The 15685-nt window shown below is 64.1% G+C and carries 16 protein-coding genes; 8 read left to right on the forward strand and 8 right to left on the reverse strand.

The window, feature by feature from the left end:
* Window positions 1–1638: a peptide ABC transporter substrate-binding protein gene (locus KW821_RS14600; RefSeq protein ID WP_218291951.1), complete on the reverse strand. Its 1638-nt coding sequence runs from the start codon at window positions 1636–1638 to the stop codon at window positions 1–3.
* Window positions 1639–1871: 233 nt separating this feature from the next.
* Here KW821_RS14600 and KW821_RS14605 point away from each other — a divergent pair, with 233 nt between their 5' ends.
* Entirely contained in the window at window positions 1872–2777 is a 906-nt protein-coding gene (locus tag KW821_RS14605; protein ID WP_218291952.1) for a DMT family transporter, read from the forward strand.
* Between the two features lie 96 nt (window positions 2778–2873).
* On the opposite strand, the gene rsuA is transcribed toward KW821_RS14605, so the two are convergent.
* Window positions 2874–3566: a 16S rRNA pseudouridine(516) synthase RsuA gene (rsuA, locus tag KW821_RS14610; RefSeq protein WP_218291953.1), complete on the reverse strand. Its 693-nt coding sequence runs from the start codon at window positions 3564–3566 to the stop codon at window positions 2874–2876.
* Window positions 3567–3737: 171 nt separating this feature from the next.
* On the opposite strand from rsuA, the gene KW821_RS14615 reads away from it, so the two are divergent.
* On the forward strand, window positions 3738–4928 hold the full coding sequence (locus tag KW821_RS14615; protein WP_218291954.1) for an HD-GYP domain-containing protein: 1191 nt from the start codon (window positions 3738–3740) through the stop codon (window positions 4926–4928).
* Here the strand turns inward: KW821_RS14615 and KW821_RS14620 are convergent.
* Both KW821_RS14620 and fsa read right to left on the reverse strand, forming a co-directional pair.
* Window positions 4925–5113 (reverse strand): hypothetical protein, encoded by a 189-nt coding sequence (locus KW821_RS14620; protein WP_042654905.1) that lies wholly within the window; start codon window positions 5111–5113, stop codon window positions 4925–4927. The two genes, KW821_RS14615 and KW821_RS14620, sit on opposite strands and share 4 nt — an antisense overlap.
* 111 nt (window positions 5114–5224) lie before the next feature.
* Window positions 5225–5875: a fructose-6-phosphate aldolase gene (gene fsa / locus KW821_RS14625; RefSeq protein ID WP_218291955.1), complete on the reverse strand. Its 651-nt coding sequence runs from the start codon at window positions 5873–5875 to the stop codon at window positions 5225–5227.
* A gap of 127 nt (window positions 5876–6002) precedes the next feature.
* Between fsa and KW821_RS14630 the strand changes: the two genes are divergently transcribed.
* From KW821_RS14630 to KW821_RS14650, 5 genes are all read left to right on the forward strand, one after another.
* Entirely contained in the window at window positions 6003–6887 is an 885-nt protein-coding gene (locus KW821_RS14630; protein ID WP_218291956.1) for a glycyl-radical enzyme activating protein, read from the forward strand.
* A gap of 4 nt (window positions 6888–6891) precedes the next feature.
* Window positions 6892–9354, forward strand: coding sequence for a formate C-acetyltransferase/glycerol dehydratase family glycyl radical enzyme (locus tag KW821_RS14635; protein ID WP_218291957.1), 2463 nt, complete (start codon window positions 6892–6894; stop codon window positions 9352–9354).
* 389 nt (window positions 9355–9743) lie between these two features.
* Window positions 9744–10490: a DNA-binding transcriptional regulator YciT gene (locus KW821_RS14640; RefSeq protein ID WP_218291958.1), complete on the forward strand. Its 747-nt coding sequence runs from the start codon at window positions 9744–9746 to the stop codon at window positions 10488–10490.
* A 118-nt stretch (window positions 10491–10608) separates the two neighbouring features.
* The gene (locus KW821_RS14645; RefSeq protein WP_218291959.1) at window positions 10609–11502 is read left to right on the forward strand and encodes an EamA family transporter; all 894 of its coding nucleotides are present in this window, start codon (window positions 10609–10611) and stop codon (window positions 11500–11502) included.
* Between the two features lie 114 nt (window positions 11503–11616).
* On the forward strand, window positions 11617–13467 hold the full coding sequence (locus tag KW821_RS14650; protein WP_218291960.1) for an extracellular solute-binding protein: 1851 nt from the start codon (window positions 11617–11619) through the stop codon (window positions 13465–13467).
* 69 nt (window positions 13468–13536) lie between these two features.
* Here KW821_RS14650 and KW821_RS14655 read toward each other — a convergent pair whose 3' ends face one another.
* The gene (locus KW821_RS14655; protein ID WP_042654911.1) at window positions 13537–13929 is read right to left on the reverse strand and encodes a DUF2750 domain-containing protein; all 393 of its coding nucleotides are present in this window, start codon (window positions 13927–13929) and stop codon (window positions 13537–13539) included.
* 91 nt (window positions 13930–14020) lie between these two features.
* Entirely contained in the window at window positions 14021–14578 is a 558-nt protein-coding gene (locus tag KW821_RS14660) for a hypothetical protein (protein WP_218291961.1), read from the reverse strand.
* 244 nt (window positions 14579–14822) lie between these two features.
* Between KW821_RS14660 and KW821_RS14665 the strand changes: the two genes are divergently transcribed.
* Complete coding sequence (locus KW821_RS14665) at window positions 14823–15071, forward strand: TIGR02647 family protein (RefSeq protein WP_042654913.1); 249 nt, start codon at window positions 14823–14825, stop codon at window positions 15069–15071.
* On the opposite strand, the gene KW821_RS14670 is transcribed toward KW821_RS14665, so the two are convergent.
* Together KW821_RS14670 and KW821_RS14675 are read right to left on the reverse strand one after the other, a co-directional pair.
* The gene (locus tag KW821_RS14670) at window positions 15058–15363 is read right to left on the reverse strand and encodes a hypothetical protein (protein WP_218291962.1); all 306 of its coding nucleotides are present in this window, start codon (window positions 15361–15363) and stop codon (window positions 15058–15060) included. The two genes, KW821_RS14665 and KW821_RS14670, sit on opposite strands and share 14 nt — an antisense overlap.
* Before the next feature lie 95 nt (window positions 15364–15458).
* On the reverse strand, window positions 15459–15668 hold the full coding sequence (locus KW821_RS14675; protein WP_005331438.1) for a cold-shock protein: 210 nt from the start codon (window positions 15666–15668) through the stop codon (window positions 15459–15461).
* Between the last annotated feature and the right edge of the window lie 17 nt (window positions 15669–15685).

A 15685-nucleotide genomic window follows, 5' to 3' on the forward strand; every position in this document is an offset into this window, starting at 1 on the left:
TCATGGCTGGCTGAAATAGAGATCCTTGGTGGCGATGGCGCCCTTCAGGTTGCGGCTCGGCAGGCCGCGCAGGCTGGGGTCCACCAGCCGCATCTGGTTGTAGTGATAGACAGGGATGACGGGCATCTCGTCCATCAGCAATTGCTCGGCCTGGCGGTAGAGTCCGGTCCGGACTGTGCCATCCAGGGTGTCCGCTGCCTGCTGCAACAAGCCGTCGAAAGCCGGGTTGCAGTAGCCGCTCTCGTTCTGGGGATCCTGGCAGCGGAAGCTGTTGAGCATGGAGGAAGGCTCCACGTAGTCGCCAAACAGGAAGGAGCGGGCCAGCATGAAGTCGCCGCTGTCTTTGGCCACCTGATAGGCGTTCCACTCCATGTTGTTGAGTTCGACGGTCACCCCCAGCGGCTTCCACATGGAGGCCACCGCCAGCGCCAGCTTCTTGTGATTCTCCGAGGTGTTGTAGGTCAGCGTCAGCTTGAGGGGATGGGCGCTGTTGTAGCCCGCCTCCGTCAGCAGGGCGGTCGCCCTCGCCAGCCGGGTCGGCTGATCCTGCAGCGACAGCTCGGACCTCAATGCCTCATAGCCCGGCATGCCGGGCAGCAGGGACCAGGCGGGCTGCTCGCCCTGGCCGCTGACCTTCTCGGTCAGCAGGTGGCGATCTATGGTCATGGCGAGCGCCTGGCGCACCCGCACGTCCTGCAGCTCGGGGCGGCGCAGGTTGAAGGTGTAGAGATAGGTGCCCAGCAGCGGCAGGCCCCAGATCCGCTCCGGGGTCTCCTGCCTGGTCTTCTGGTAATACTCCAGCGCCACCTTGTTGGTGAGCTGGATCTCCCCCGCCTCGTAGCGCAGCCGCTCGGCGTGCTGGGAGGCGAGCGGCAGATAGGTCACCCGCTGGATCCGGGTATGGGCATCGTCCCAGTACTGGGCATTGCGCTCGGCCTCGATGCGCTCGTTCGGCACCCAGTTCACCAGCTTGTAGGCACCGTTGCTGACCAGCTTGCCGGGCTGGGTCCACTGCTTGCCGAACTTGGCCACCGCCTGCTCGTTGACCGGCACGAAGGGGCGCTGGCTGATGAGCTGCAGGAAGTAGGGCACGGGCCGCTCCAGCGTCACCTTGAGGATCTGATCGCCCTCGGCCACCACCCCCAGCGCATTGAGATCGAGCGCCCCGGCATAGATGGATTGGGCATTGTTGATGCCGGTGGCCAGCAGCAAGCCGGCGGAGGGGGAGGCCTGCGCCGGATCCAGCAGCCGCCGCCAGGCATAGACGAAGTCCTGCGCCCTGAGCGGCTCACCGTTGGACCACTTGAGCTGCGGGCGCAGGAAGAAGCGCCACTCCAGCCCATCCTTGCTGGTCTCCCAGCGCTGGGCCTGGGCCGGCACTATCTTGCCCTGGCCATCCTCGCTCACCAGCCCCTCGAACAGGTCCACCAGCACCACCTCGCCCGGGAAGCCGGTGCGGATCTGGGCCGGATCGAGGGACTCCGGCTCGGCCCCGTTGCCCTTGACCAGGGTCTGGCGATCCGCCAGCGGCGGCTGTTGCACGACCTGGGTCGCGTGCAGTGGCGGGGTCAGCAGCAGGCCGAGCAGCAAGGGGGAGCACCAGCGACGGGCCGGCCGAGGGGCAAAACGGTAAAGCATGACAAACCTCATTCAATTCTATGGACTGCAAACAGGGGAAGGCCGGCGGCGCGCCTCGACAGGAATGCATGATGCCGCGCTTGTTATCCCCGAAGACGGCCCGTATTGTATCGGGCTTGCCGAAGAGATGGAGTCTTTCGGGCTGTTTTTTTTCAGGTGTTTTGATGCAGTACGGATGGCAGGCGCTGACAGCAGCCTGACGCGTCTTTCTAGCTACATTTTCAGGGATCTTTATGGGCTACGAGTGGCTGGCGCTGGCAGCGGCCAGTTTATGGGCGATCGCCGCCCTGATTTCGGTCAAACCGGCCCGCCATCTGGGGGCCTTTGCCTACAGTCGCTGGCGGATGTTCCTGGTCAGCCTGATGCTGGGGAGCGCCAGCCTGGCCACGGGCGGCTGGCAGACCCTCACCGAGAGCGCCCTGCCCCTGCTGGCCCTGTCGGGGCTCATCGGCATCTTCATCGGCGATACCGCCCTGTTCGCCTGCATGAACCGGTTGGGACCGCGCCGCAGTGGCCTGCTGTTCTCCTGCCACGCGCTCTTCTCCACCCTGCTCGGGCTCTGGCTGTTCGGTGAACGACTCGGCGGCTGGCGTCTGCTGGGGGCACTGCTGGTGCTGGCCGGCGTCATGCTCGCCATCCTGTTCGGACGGCGCGGCAACCAGCAACACCACGAATGGGAACAGGTGCGTGGCCACCTCGCCGTCGGCATCGCCCTGGGTCTGACCGCAGCCCTGTGTCAGAGCCTCGGCGCCATCATCGCCAAACCCGTGATGATGAGCGGCGAGGTGGATGCGGTGAGTGCCTCCGGCATCCGCATGGGCAGTGCCCTGCTGGCGCACTGCGTGCTGCGGGTGCTGCGGGTGCCGCTCGCCCTGCCGCACAACCCCATCAACCGGCGGGTGCTGGGGATGATAGGCATCAACGGCTTCCTGGCGATGGCCCTGGGGATGACGCTGATCCTGGTCGCCCTGCGTCAGGGTGAGGTGGGCATGGTGGCGATCCTCTCCTCCACCACCCCGGTCATACTGCTGCCCCTGCTGTGGTGGCATTCGGGCCAGCGTCCCGCCCTGGCGGCCTGGGCCGGCGCCCTGCTGGCCACCCTGGGCACGGCCCTGGTGCTGGGCATCAGCGGCCCCTAACGATCCTCACGCCAGTCTCTAAGAGGCTGGCGGTGAGCGGCGCGCAGATCGGCATCCGGCCAGGTTCAACGCCTAGCAGATGCCGACTAACGCCCTTCAGAACTGGGCGATCTCGTCCTCGGTCAGCTCACGGTATTCACCCGGTGCCAACTCTTCGTCCAGGCTCAGCACCCCGATCCGCTCCCGATGCAGCCGGACCACCTTGTTGCCGATGGCGGCAAACATCCGCTTCACCTGGTGATACTTGCCCTCGTGGATGGTCAGCCGCGCCTCGCACTCACCCAGCAGCTCGAGCTGGGCGGGGCGGGTCTTGTCGTCCTCGTTGCGCAGGAATACCCCGTCGGCAAACAGCGAGATGGCGTCCGGGCTCACGGGATCGGCCAGCCAGACATGGTAAGTCTTGGCGCACTCGTGGCGGGGCGAGGTGATGCGGTGGGACCACTGACCGTCATCGGTGATCAGCACCAGGCCGGTGGTGTCGAGATCGAGCCGGCCCACCACGTGCAGCTTGCCCATGGCCGGTTCATCCAGCAGCTGGAAGACGGTGGCGTGGTCCGGATCCTCGTTGGAGCAGACGTAGCCTTCCGGTTTGTGCAGCATGAAGTAGCGATTGCGCTGATCTAGGGTGAGCATGACCCCATCGAACTCCACCTGGCTCTGCTCATTGATGTGGAACGCGGGCTGCTTGACCAGGATCCCGTCCACCATCACCTCACCCTGACGGATCAGCCTGCCCGCCTGGGAACGGGTCAAATCGGAACAATCGCAAAGAAACTTATCGAGCCGCATGCACAACCTCAGAGTCCATCATGAAAGGGGCGTCATTATATAGGCCGAGCCCGACAACGCCAGCACTAAGCGGGCTGGGTGGTCGCATGTCGCCATGACGGGACCGTTGGCCGATGGTAGACTGCAGGCCGAGGACCCAGGTTACCCATAATAATAATGTCAGGAAGCCGTATGAAGTCGAGCACGCCTCATCCCGTCATCCCCGTCAGCCAGCTGCAACCCGGCATGTATGTGATCGCCATCACCAGCCAGACCGGCGCCATGGAAATAGCCCAGATGGGGCTGGTCACGAACCGCAAGCAGATCGAATCCCTGGTGCGGCGTGGCGTCATCACGGTGCGGCTGGATCTCTCCCGCAGCAAGCTGGCGGGCATCGAGCAGATCATCGCCCCCGAACCGATTTCCCCCTCCTCCCCACGCCCGAGTGGCAGCGCTAGCGGCGAAGGCCGCGAACTCAAGATCCGCCGCCTCTACCAGGAGGCCCGCGAGCTGCAAGGCAAGTTCATTCGCCAGCTCAAGGCGGGAGAACCCATCGACATCACACCGCTCGCGACGGTCGCCGAGGAGATGGTGGACACCATGTTCAGCCACGGCGACGCCATGCTCTGCCTGGCCCGGATCCGGGCCAAGGATGCCTACCTGATGGAGCACTCCATGAACGTGGCCATACTGCTGGCCAACTTCGGCCGCTACCTGGGGCTGGAGCGCGACGTGCTCAAGGAGCTGACCCTGGGTGGCCTGCTGCACGACGTGGGCAAGATCATGACGCCGGACGAGGTGCTCAACAAGCCGGGCAAGCTGACGGACGAGGAGTTTGGCGTGATGCGCCAGCACGTGGTGCACAGCGCCGAGATCCTGCTCGCGACGGCCGGCATCACCCCCACCATGCTGGAGGTGGCCGCCAATCACCATGAGCGGCTCGACGGCAGCGGTTATCCCCGCCACCTGAAGGGGGAGCAGCTCTCCCTCTACACCCGCATGAGCGGCATCGTCGATGTCTATGATGCGGTGACGGCGGATCGGGTCTACAAGCAGGGGATGCAGCCGACCCAGGCGTTCCGGATCCTGCTCAAGGGGGCCGATCACCACTTCGATCGGGCGCTGGTGACCCGCTTCATCAAGTGCATGGGGGTCTACCCGGTCGGTACCCTGGTGCAGCTCTCCAACCAGCGGCTGGCCATCGTCATGCAGCGCAATGCGAAGGAGCCGCTCAAGCCGGTGGTGAAGGTGATCTACCACGCCACCCAGCGTCACTACCTCGAGGTGCAGTGGCTGGATCTCGCCAGAAACGGGGGCCAGGAGAGCATAGAGAGCACTGTGGATCCCAAGGAGTACGGGATCGACCTCGCCCACTTCGTCTAGCGGATCTGAGACTCCGGTGCCTGCTCGCGGCAATAGCGGAGGAGGAACTCCTCGTCCAACGGGGAGAGATCGAAACGGACGCAGGCCTCTTCGATGGCCCGGATGTCGTGTTCATGGTGTTCGCTGAGCCAGCGTACGGCGCGGCGCAGATCCTCACCATGGGGCAGCAGGGTATGGTCGCTCATGGGACACCTCCAGTCAGCCATCGGTACCCGCCCGTCAAATCGGGCGCTCTCCTACTAGCTTAGTCCACCCTCCTGCCCCGCCTCGATCCTCACTCACGCCTGTCGTGGACCTCAGGCGAACGCCCGTTGCCAATCCTGATCGAACTTCGCGAGCGCCGCCTCCACCGCCGGCACGCTCAGCATCTGCTCGGCCACGTCGAGCGGCAGGGTGATGGACTGGCAACCCGCCAGCAGGCAGTCCAGCGCCTGGCGCGGGGTGCGGAAGGAGGCCGCCAGCACCTTGCTGCCGGGGGCGTGCAGCGCCAGCAGTTGCTGCAACTCCCGCACCGTGGCGATGCCGTCACCGCCCTGGGCATCCAGCCGGTTGACATAGGGGGCCACATATTCGGCACCTGCCTGGGCCGCCAGCCACCCCTGCAGCGGGGTGTAGACGGCGGTACCCAGGGTCGGCACGCCGTTGGCGGTCAGGCTCTTGATGGCCGCCAACCCCTCTGCGCAGACCGGGATCTTGATCACCAGATCCGGGTCCAGCTCACGCAGGGCGAACGCCTCGCGCACCATCTCGGTCTCGCTCTTGGCCATCACCTGGGCAAACAGCCGCGCCTTGGGCCCCAGCACCTCGCGCAAGGCCGGCAGCAACTCTCTTAACGGCAAGCCCCCGGCGGCGGTGATGGACGGGTTGGTGGTGACGCCGGCCAGCGGCAGTATCCTGGACCAGCGACGCACCGCCGCCACATCGGCGGTATCGAGATAAAGCTCCATATCTGACTCCTCTACAGGCTGTTCAAACTGTCACCATTCTAGCGAAGTTGCGCCCTTCATTTAGTTGATCAAAATCAAAACAACTTACGAATGAATGTTGTTATTACACCAATCAAAAGGAGGTGGTATGATTTTCGGCCTGCAACGTTACTCGACCCACGATGGTCCCGGCATCCGAACCCTGGTATTCCTCAAGGGCTGTTCCCTGGCCTGTCGCTGGTGCCAGAACCCGGAGAGCCGCTCCCCCACACCGGATCTGCTGTTCGATCCAAGGCTCTGCCTCGCGGGGTGCGATCTCTGCCAGCGCGCCTGCCCGTCGGCCATCCGCCGCCAGGACGAGGCCCTCTGCATCGATCGCCGCCGGCTCGGCAGGGACGAGCTGGCATCCTTGCGGACATGCTGCCCGAGCGAGGCGCTCAGGGTGTGCGGCCAGGAACAGAGCCTGGATGATCTGATGAGCGACATACTGCGAGACCGCCCCTTCTTCGAGCGCAGCGGCGGTGGCGTGACGCTGTCCGGGGGCGAACCCTTCATGCAACCCGAACTCGCTCGCGATCTCTTGCGAGCCTGCAAGGCAGAGGGGCTGCACACCGCGGTGGAGAGCTGCTTGCATGTGCCCTGGCGGCAGATTGAACCTAGCCTCCCCCATCTCGATCTGGTGCTGGCCGATCTCAAACACCTCGACCAGGCGCGCTTCTTCGAATGGACCCGCGGCAAGGTGGCGCTGGTGCTGGACAACCTCAGGCGCCTCGCCAAGCGCGGCATCCCGCTGCAGATCCGGGTGCCCCTCATTCCGGGCTTCAATGCCGACAGCGACAGCATCGCGGCCATAGTCGACACCGCCGCCAGCCTGGCGACCGTCCGGGAGATCCACTTCCTGCCCATGGGCAAATATGCCCTGCTGGACCAGCCCTACCTGGCGCCGGACAAGCCCCTCGATGACCCCGATCTGCTCCACTTTGCCCACGCCTACGCCCAACGTCAGGGGCTGACCCCTGTCACCCGAGGATAAGATCATGACCCAGCTCGACCTGAATACCCTCAGCCCCCGGATCCGCGCCCACAAGGAGAGCCTGATCCACATAGTCCAGCCGCCGGTCTGCACCGAGCGCGCCCGCCACTACACGCAAGCCTATCAGGCGCACCTGGCCCGGCCGCTGCCGGTGCGCCGCGCCCTGGCCCGGCCGCTGCCGGTGCGCCGCGCCCTGGCACTGGCTCACCACCTCAAGGAGCGCAGCATCTGGATCAAGCACGACGAGCTGATCGTCGGTAACCAGGCGAGTCAGGTGCGCGGCGCCCCGCTCTTCCCCGAGTACACGGTGGGCTGGATTGAGAAGGAGATAGACGAGCTGGCGGACAGGCCCGGCGCCGGCTTTGCGGTGAGCGAGGCCGACAAGGCGACCATTCACGCCCTCACCCCCTTCTGGCGCGGCCAGACGGTGCAGGATCGCTGCCTCGGCATCTTCACCGACGAGCAGAAGGCGCTGCTGGAGAGCGGCATCATCAAGGCCGAGGGCAACATGACCTCGGGGGATGCCCACCTCGCGGTCAACTTCGAGGAGTTGCTCGCCAAGGGGCTGGCCGGGGTCAAGGCGCGGGTGGCCGAGCGGCGCACCCGGCTCGATCTCGCCGACTGGGCGGATCTGCGGCGCGAGCAGTTCCTGCAGGCGGTGGCCATCACGCTCGATGCGGTGAGCGATCAGATAGAGCGCTACGCCACCCTGGCCCGCGAGATGGCCGGGAGTGAATCCCGTACAGAGCGTCGCAACGAGTTGCTGGCCATGGCCGCCAACTGCGAGCGCATCGCCCACCAGCCGCCGGAAACCTTCTGGCAGGCGCTGCAGCTCTGCTACTTCATCCAGCTCATCTTGCAGATCGAGTCCAACGGCCACTCCGTCTCCTTCGGCCGGATGGATCAGTACCTCTATCCCTGGTATCGCCGCGAGGTTGAGCTGTCAGAGACCCTGCCCCGCGAGCGTGCCATCGAGCTGCTGCAAGGGTGCTGGCTGAAATTGCTGGAGGTGAACAAGATCCGCTCCGGCACCCACTCCAAGGCCTCCGCCGGCAGCCCGCTCTACCAGAACGTCACCATAGGCGGCCAGAACTGGCGCGATGGCCAGGCCCATGACGCGGTCAACGGTCTGTCCTATGCCATCCTCGAGTCCTGCGGCCAGCTGCGCTCGACCCAGCCCAACCTCTCGGTGCGCTACCATGCCGGCATGAGCGAGGCGTTCCTCGACGCCTGCATCCAGGTGATCCGCTGCGGCTTCGGCATGCCGGCCTTCAACAACGACGAGGTTGTCATCCCCGAGTTCATCAAGCTCGGAGTGAGCGTGGAGGATGCCCACCACTACGCCGCCATCGGCTGCATCGAGACAGCGGTGCCCGGCAAGTGGGGCTATCGCTGCACCGGCATGAGCTTCATCAACTTCGCCCGCATCCTGCTGGCGGCGCTGGATGGCGGCCGCGATGCCACCACCGGCAAGGTGTTCCTGCCCCAGGCCCAGGCGCTGCGCCAAGGCAACTTCGGCTCCTTCGAGGAGGTGATGGCCCGCTGGGACGAGCAGGTACGCTACTTCACCCGCAAGTCCATCGAGATCGACTGCGTGGTGGACAGCGTGCTGGAGGAGCAGGCCCACGACATCCTCTGCAGCACGCTAGTGGATGACTGCATCGAGCGCGGCAAGACCATCAAGCAGGGCGGCGCCGTCTATGACTGGGTCTCAGGCCTGCAGGTGGGGATAGCGAACCTCGGCAACAGCCTGGCGGCGGTGAAGAAGCTGGTGTTCGAGCAGGGCATCGTCAATCAGGCGGTGCTGGCCGAGGCACTGGAACAGGACTTCGCCGGACTGGCGGGGGAGCAGTTGCGTCAGCGCCTCACCCATGCGGCCCCCAAGTACGGCAACGATCTGGACGAGGTGGATCTGCTGCTGGTGCGCGCCTACCAGAGCTACATCGATGAGCTCAAGGGGCTGCACAACACCCGCTTCGGCCGGGGTCCCATCGGCGGCACCTACTACGCCGGCACCTCCTCCATCTCCGCCAACGTGCCCTTCGGGGCGGCCACCCAGGCCACCCCGGATGGCCGCCATGCCCGCACCCCGCTGGCGGAAGGGGCCAGCCCGGCCTCGGGTTCGGATCGCCTGGGCCCCACCGCCGTGTTCAATTCGCTGGGCAAGCTGCCTACCGCCGCCATCCTCGGCGGGGTGCTGCTCAACCAGAAGCTGAGCCCGGCGAGCCTGGAGAACGAGCGGGACAAGGCCAAGCTGATGAGCCTGCTGCGCACCTTCTTCGAGGTACACAAGGGCTGGCACGTGCAGTACAACATCGTCTCGCGCGAGACCCTGCTGGCGGCCAAGGCCGACCCTGATCAGTATCGGGATCTGGTGGTGCGGGTGGCGGGCTACTCCGCCTTCTTCACGGCGCTCTCCCCGGATGCGCAAGATGACATCATCGCCCGTACCGAACACAGCCTCTGACGGATGTGCCGAAGGCAACTGAGGGTGGCGACGATCTACCCGATCTTCTTCACCGCGCTCTCCCCGGATGCGCAAGATGACATCATCGCCCGCACCGAGCACAGCCTCTGACGGATGTGCCGAAGGCAACTGAGGGTGGCGACGATCTACCCGATCTTCTTCGCCGCGCTCTCCCCGGATGCGCAGGATGACATCATAGCCCGCACCGAACACAGCCTCTGACGGGCATGGCAGGTGCAAGCGGCGACCTGCCACTCGCGCGCCGGCGCCATCTTATCGCCGGATGCGCGAGGTGATATCATCGCCGCGCCGAGCAGCATCGCTGATCGGCGACCCTCATGGCGGCACTGGCCGCCATGCTTCTCCATCGTTCGAATCGAGCCATCACCATGAACCTACGCCGCCAACAGATCCTCACTCTGGTCCATCAGGCTCGCAAGATGAGCGTGAGCGAGCTGGCTGAACAGACCGGCGTGTCAGAGGTCACGGTGCGCAACGACCTCACCGCACTGGAGAAGCAGGGGCTGCTCAAGCGGGTGCACGGCTCGGCCATGGCGCTGGACAGCGATGATCCCGATGCCCGCATGAACATCAACTACCTGCTCAAGGAGCGCCTCGCCGAGCGGGCCGCCCAGCTGGTGGACGATGGCGAGACGGTGTTTATCGAGGGGGGCAGCGCCAACGCCCTGCTGGCCCGCCATCTGGCCCTGAACAAGCGGGTCACCATCATCACCATCAGCAGCTTCATCGCCCACCTGCTCAAGGACACCCAGACCCCGGTGGTGCTGCTTGGCGGCCTCTACCAGCAGCAGAGCGAGAGCGTGGTGGGGCCGCTCACCCGGCTCTGTATCGAGCAGGTGCACTTCTCCAAGGCCTTCATCGGGGTCGATGGTTTTCATCCCGAGGTGGGCTTCACCGGCCGCGACATGATGCGGGCCGACGTGGTCAACAGTGTGCTGGCCAAGGGGGTGACCAACGTGGTCATCACCGACAGCAGCAAGTTTGGCGCCATCCATCCCAGCCAGCTCGGCCGACCCGGTCAGATCGGCGTGCTGGTCACCGACGATGCCCTGTCCGCCCCCATGCGTGACGCCCTCAAGGCTCGTGGCGTGACGCTGCACTTCGTCGCCGCCTGATTGCCCTGATTGCACCGTGCCAACTTGACGCCGGTCACCCCTTAGAGGTTATGCTCGAGTCTCTGTCGACTCGCCGGCCCGTCCGGCGAGCGCCTCCCTGATCCAACAAGGAAGAGTCATGCAAACCAAGGACAAGTGTCTGGCCGCCCTGGTCATCCTCTGCTGGGGGCTCAACTTCGTGGTGATCAAGTGGGGGCTGGATGGCATACCGCCGCTGCTGCTGGGGGCCCTGCGCTTCATCGGGGTGGTCTTCCCCGCCATCCTGCTGGTGCCCAGGCCCGCCATGCCCTGGCGCTGGCTGCTGGCCTACGGCGGCGCCATCAGCCTGGGGCAGTTCGCCTTCCTGTTCAGCGCCATGAAGTTCGGCATGCCGGCGGGCATGGCCTCCCTGGTGCTGCAATCCCAGGTGCTGTTCACCCTGCTGTTCGCCATGATCTGGCTGGGGGAGCGCTGGCAGACCCACCACTGGGTCGCCCTGCCCCTGGCGGGGGGCGGCCTCTATCTGATCGCCGCCAACGGCGAGGGCAACCTGACCCTGCTCGGCTTCGTCTTGACCCTGTGCGCCTCCGCCTGCTGGGGTCTTGGCAACGTCATCAACCGCCAGATAGGCCTGCGCTACCAGACCTCCCTGCCGAGCCTCATCGCCTGGGGTGGCCTGGTGCCCATCTTGCCGTTCCTCGCCCTCTCCTGGTTGTTCGAGGGGCAGGAGCGCATCGTCGACAGCCTGCAGCACTTCAGCTGGCAGGGGTTGCTGTGCGTGCTCTACCTGTCGCTGGTCGCCACCTGGCTCGGCTACGGCCTCTGGGGCCGCCTGCTGATGCGCTACCCGGTGGCCCAGGTCGCGCCGCTCTCCCTGCTGGTGCCCTGCGTCGGCATGGTGGCCGCCGCCATCCTGCTCGATGAACATCCCACCCCCTTGCAATGGCTGGGCTCAGGGCTGGTGCTGCTCGGCTTCGTGGTGCACCTGCTGGGGGGACGACTGCGGCTGTTCAAGGCACAGCCCAACCACTGAGTCGTCACGCCGCCCATTGACCAATGCGGGGAAAGTTCCCATTCTGAGACAGGCCCTCACGGGCCTGATATCGTTTGATCCCGGCAGGACGCCGAACCTCAGGAGAGCAAGGACATGCTGCACAGTTCATCATCGGCTAGCCACCCGTTACCGCGCGTGCTCCGCACCACGGCGATGGCCCTCACCCTCTGCTGGAGCGCCACCGGCTGGAGTGCCAGCCTGCCAACGGATCTCGCGTGGGAGAGCAACGACACCGATCCTGTCTACGCCGATCCGGCCGCCCGGCGTGGTGGCACCTTCCACGACTTCATGATCAGCTTCCCCCTCACCTTGCGTAAATTTGGGCCGGATTCCAACGGTAGCTTCGCCGGTTACATCAGGGAGACCACCCTGCCCCTGCTCGCCACCCATCCCCTCACCGGCAAGCCCATGCCCATGCTGGCCAACCAGTGGGCGTTCGGTGCCGATCACAAGACGCTCTACTTCAGGATCAACCCCAAGGCTCGCTGGTCCGACGGCCAGCCGGTCAGCGCCGACGACTGGCTGTTCACCCTCAAGATGATGCGCAGCAAGGAGATCAACGATCCCTGGTACAACAACTACTACTCGACCCAGATAGTGGAGGTCACCAAGTTCGACGACAAGACCTTCTCCATCACCAGCGGCAGCGAGAAGAGCCGCGAGGATCTGCTCGACTCGCTCCCCTTCGCCCCCGAGCCGAGCCACGCCATCGCGCTCACCGCCAACTGGGTCAAGGAATATAACTGGAAGGTGCTGCCGGTCACTGGCGCCTATCGGATCGACCAGGTGAAGAAGGGCAAGTCCGTCAGCTTCGTGCGGGTCAAGGATTGGTGGGGCAACGACGAGCGTTACTTCCAGCACCGCTTCAACCCGGACAGGATAGAGATCAAGGTGCTGCGGGATCAGAACATCGCCTGGCAGCACTTCCTGCGCGGCGAGCTGGACAGCTTCCCGCTGACCATTCCCAGCTGGTGGCACGACAAGAGCAAGACCGCCGAATTCGAGAAGGGTTACATCGAGAGGCGCTGGTTCTATACCCGGACACCGCAATCGCCCACCGGGCTCTACCTCAACACCGCCGATCCGCTGCTCAAGGATCTCGATGTGCGGCTCGGCATCCAGCATGCGCTGGCCATCGACAAGATGATCGCGACCCTGCTGCGCGGTGACTATCAGCGCCTCAACAGCTATGGCTCTGGCCAGGGCGCTTTCACCAACACGGATCTCAAGGCACGCCCCTTCGATCCCAAGCTCGCCCGGGAGTACTTCGCCAAGGCGGGCTTCACCAGCACGGGGCCGGATGGCATCCTGCAAAACGCCAAGGGGCAGCCGCTGAGCCTCAGCATCACCTACACCACGGCGGAGCATGCCCAGCGCCTGACCCTGCTGCGGGAGGAGGCGAAGAAGGCGGGTCTCAATCTGGAGCTGAACCTGATGGATGCCTCCGCCGGCTTCAAGTCCATGCTGGAGAAGAAACACCAGAGCGCCTGGATGGCCTGGAGCGGCAGCCGCTACCCCGCCTATTGGGAGTTCTTCCACAAGATCAATGCCAACAAGCCCCAGACCAACAACATCATGAACATCGACGACGATGCCATCTCGGCCCTGGTGGAGCAGTATGACAAAGCATTCGACTTCGCCAGGAAGGCCGAGCTGTCGCGCCAGATCCAGCAGCGGCTCTATGAGCTTGCCAGTTTCGTACCCGCCTATCAGGTGCCCTACACCCGGGCCGGCGCCTGGCGCTGGGTGCGCCTGCCCAAGATCCCGGCGACGCCCCAGAGCGATGTGCTCTACTGGCCGCTCGATGGTGCCAACTCGGGTTACAGCTTCGGCGGCCTGTTCTGGCTTGACGAGAAGCTGAAGGCAGAGACGCTGACCGCCATCAAGAGCGGGCAGCGCTTCCCCCCCGTCACCCTGATCGATACCCGCTATCGGCAGCCTTGAGCCTGGCTGCAAACAAAAAGACCCCGCACAGGAGGGGTCTTTTCATGGTGACAGCACCAGCAGCGAGGCTTAGCCGCGCTTGGCCTGTTTCTGAGCGATGGCGTCGGCCACGTCGGCCGGCTCCAGCACTATGCCTTCCTGATCCGGGGTCGGGAACACGGCGACGCAGAGTTCGTCCTGCTCCATGCCATCGACCCAGCGCTCCAGCCACACCTTGAGGGTGATGGATTGCGGCTTGCAGTCGGCCCACTCGCCTTCGGCCCACGCCTTGGCGTATTCCGGGTGCGGCCAGACCGGGATGCAGTCTTCATCTTCGGTGGTCAGCATCATGACGCCGTGTTCGTCGGTCAGGACATACAGCTCTTCGTGCTCGACCAGCTTGCTGATGAAGTGATCGAAGCGGTAGTCGGCGTTCAGTTGCAGCGCTGCATTGCGCTCGGTGTCGCTAAGTTCATAGCTCATCGGTCAAGTCTCTCATTCAATAAAGGGCGACATGTTCACATCTTGCCGACGGCTTGTCCAGCATGAGCATGCGGTCGACCGGCTGGATGGCTCAACCCAGGGCCGGGGTGATCAGGGTGATCTCCGGGGTTTCGGTGAAACGCTGGCGCAGCCAGTAGGCAGACTCCACCTCCACGAAGCAGAGCTGGGAGCGGCCGGCCTGCACGCCCTGCATGATCTGCTCGAAACGAGCCTGCTGCTGCTGCTCCCAGGCGTCCGCCAGCTTGGTGCCATGGGCTTCATCCACCACCCCACGGCGCAGCTCGAACAGGTTATCGGTGATCGGGCTGTTGATCTTGGCCGGGCTGTGCCAGTACATCAGCAGGTTGTCCAGCATCTCTTCATCGTAACTCGCCAGCCCATCGAGCTCGGGGGTATCGCCCGCATCGCCGGCCGCGAAGTCACACCACCCCGCCGCCAGCGGCGCCAGCAGCTGGGCACTCTTGGCTTTGGCATGCTGACGCAGGGCCGTCACGTCTCCCCCCTTGATGGCCGGCAGCCAGAGATCGCCCTGATGCTCATCGAGCAGGGGCAGCAGCAAGGAGGAGGCATAGACCGGAAAGCGGGGACCTAGGGAGTGCAGCAGAGAGACCAGAGTGACTGTGATCATGAGAGACGCCTTGAGCTGGAAGACCGGTGTTCAACCTGGCCAGAAAGACAAAAGTGGGACTATCCTACCATGTTTGGCGACCCGAGGCCTGAGCCATCACGCCTGCCAGACGCGGGCCTGCGGCCAAAAAAGCAGCGTTCGCACCGCACCGGTCCGGACAAAGCCCAATAGTTTGAGCCAGCGCCCACTAAAGTAAAACCGGGAATGCTAGTTTGCATACATCTTTAGCGTAAGGAGTGCATCCATGAGTGGGATCGACCAGGTTTCTGACGATTTTGTGAATGAGCTGAAAATACTGGCATGCTTTGATCCGGCCAACATGAGTCTGGGGATCAAGTTACGCAGCGACATGTCTGACGAGCTGTGCCTGGCGGCGGAGCGTCTGCATCAGCAAGGCCTGATCAGCGCAACCGATGGCGGCTATCTGACTCCTTTCGGCATGACCATGCTCGAGCACCTCCAACACCTGCTGGTGGCACTCAAACCGAGTTGACCTCCTGCGGCGCCCAGAGCGAGAAGTTGAGCAACTTCCAATGCTCCCCTTGCCGCAGCAGACAAGCAAACAGCAAAGGACCTTCGGGTCCTTTTATCTTGCCGTCGATCAACCACTCCCCCGCCCGTTTCGGCACCGGCTGCGCCCTGATCTCCTCGGGCAGCTCTGCCTTGCCCAGACGTACCTGCACGAATTGCTGGCACACGGTCACCGCCTCGCTTGCCACAGGATCCGGCACGGGGGACTTGGCAAGAATGGATAGCGTCACAGCGAACAAGAGTGATGAGAGCATGATGATCGTCAGAGGCAGATGTGGTGTATGAATATGCCATAAAACAAAAAGCCGTGGCACCAGAGGTACCACGGCTTTCTTAAATTCTGTAAAAATTACAGAGCAGTTACGTTCTCAGCCTGCGGGCCTTTCTGACCTTGGGTCACGGAGAACTGTACGCGCTGACCTTCAGCCAGGGTACGGAAGCCGTTACCGCTGATAGCGCTGAAGTGAACGAAAACGTCCGGGCCGTTTTCTTGCTGGATGAAGCCAAAACCTTTGGTTTCGTTGAAAAACTTAACGGTACCGGTGATCATGTTAGACATATCTTTAACCTGTATTC

It is taken from the genome of Aeromonas sp. sif2416, from assembly GCF_019218665.1.
Classification (GTDB): Bacteria; Pseudomonadota; Gammaproteobacteria; order Enterobacterales; family Aeromonadaceae; genus Aeromonas; species Aeromonas encheleia.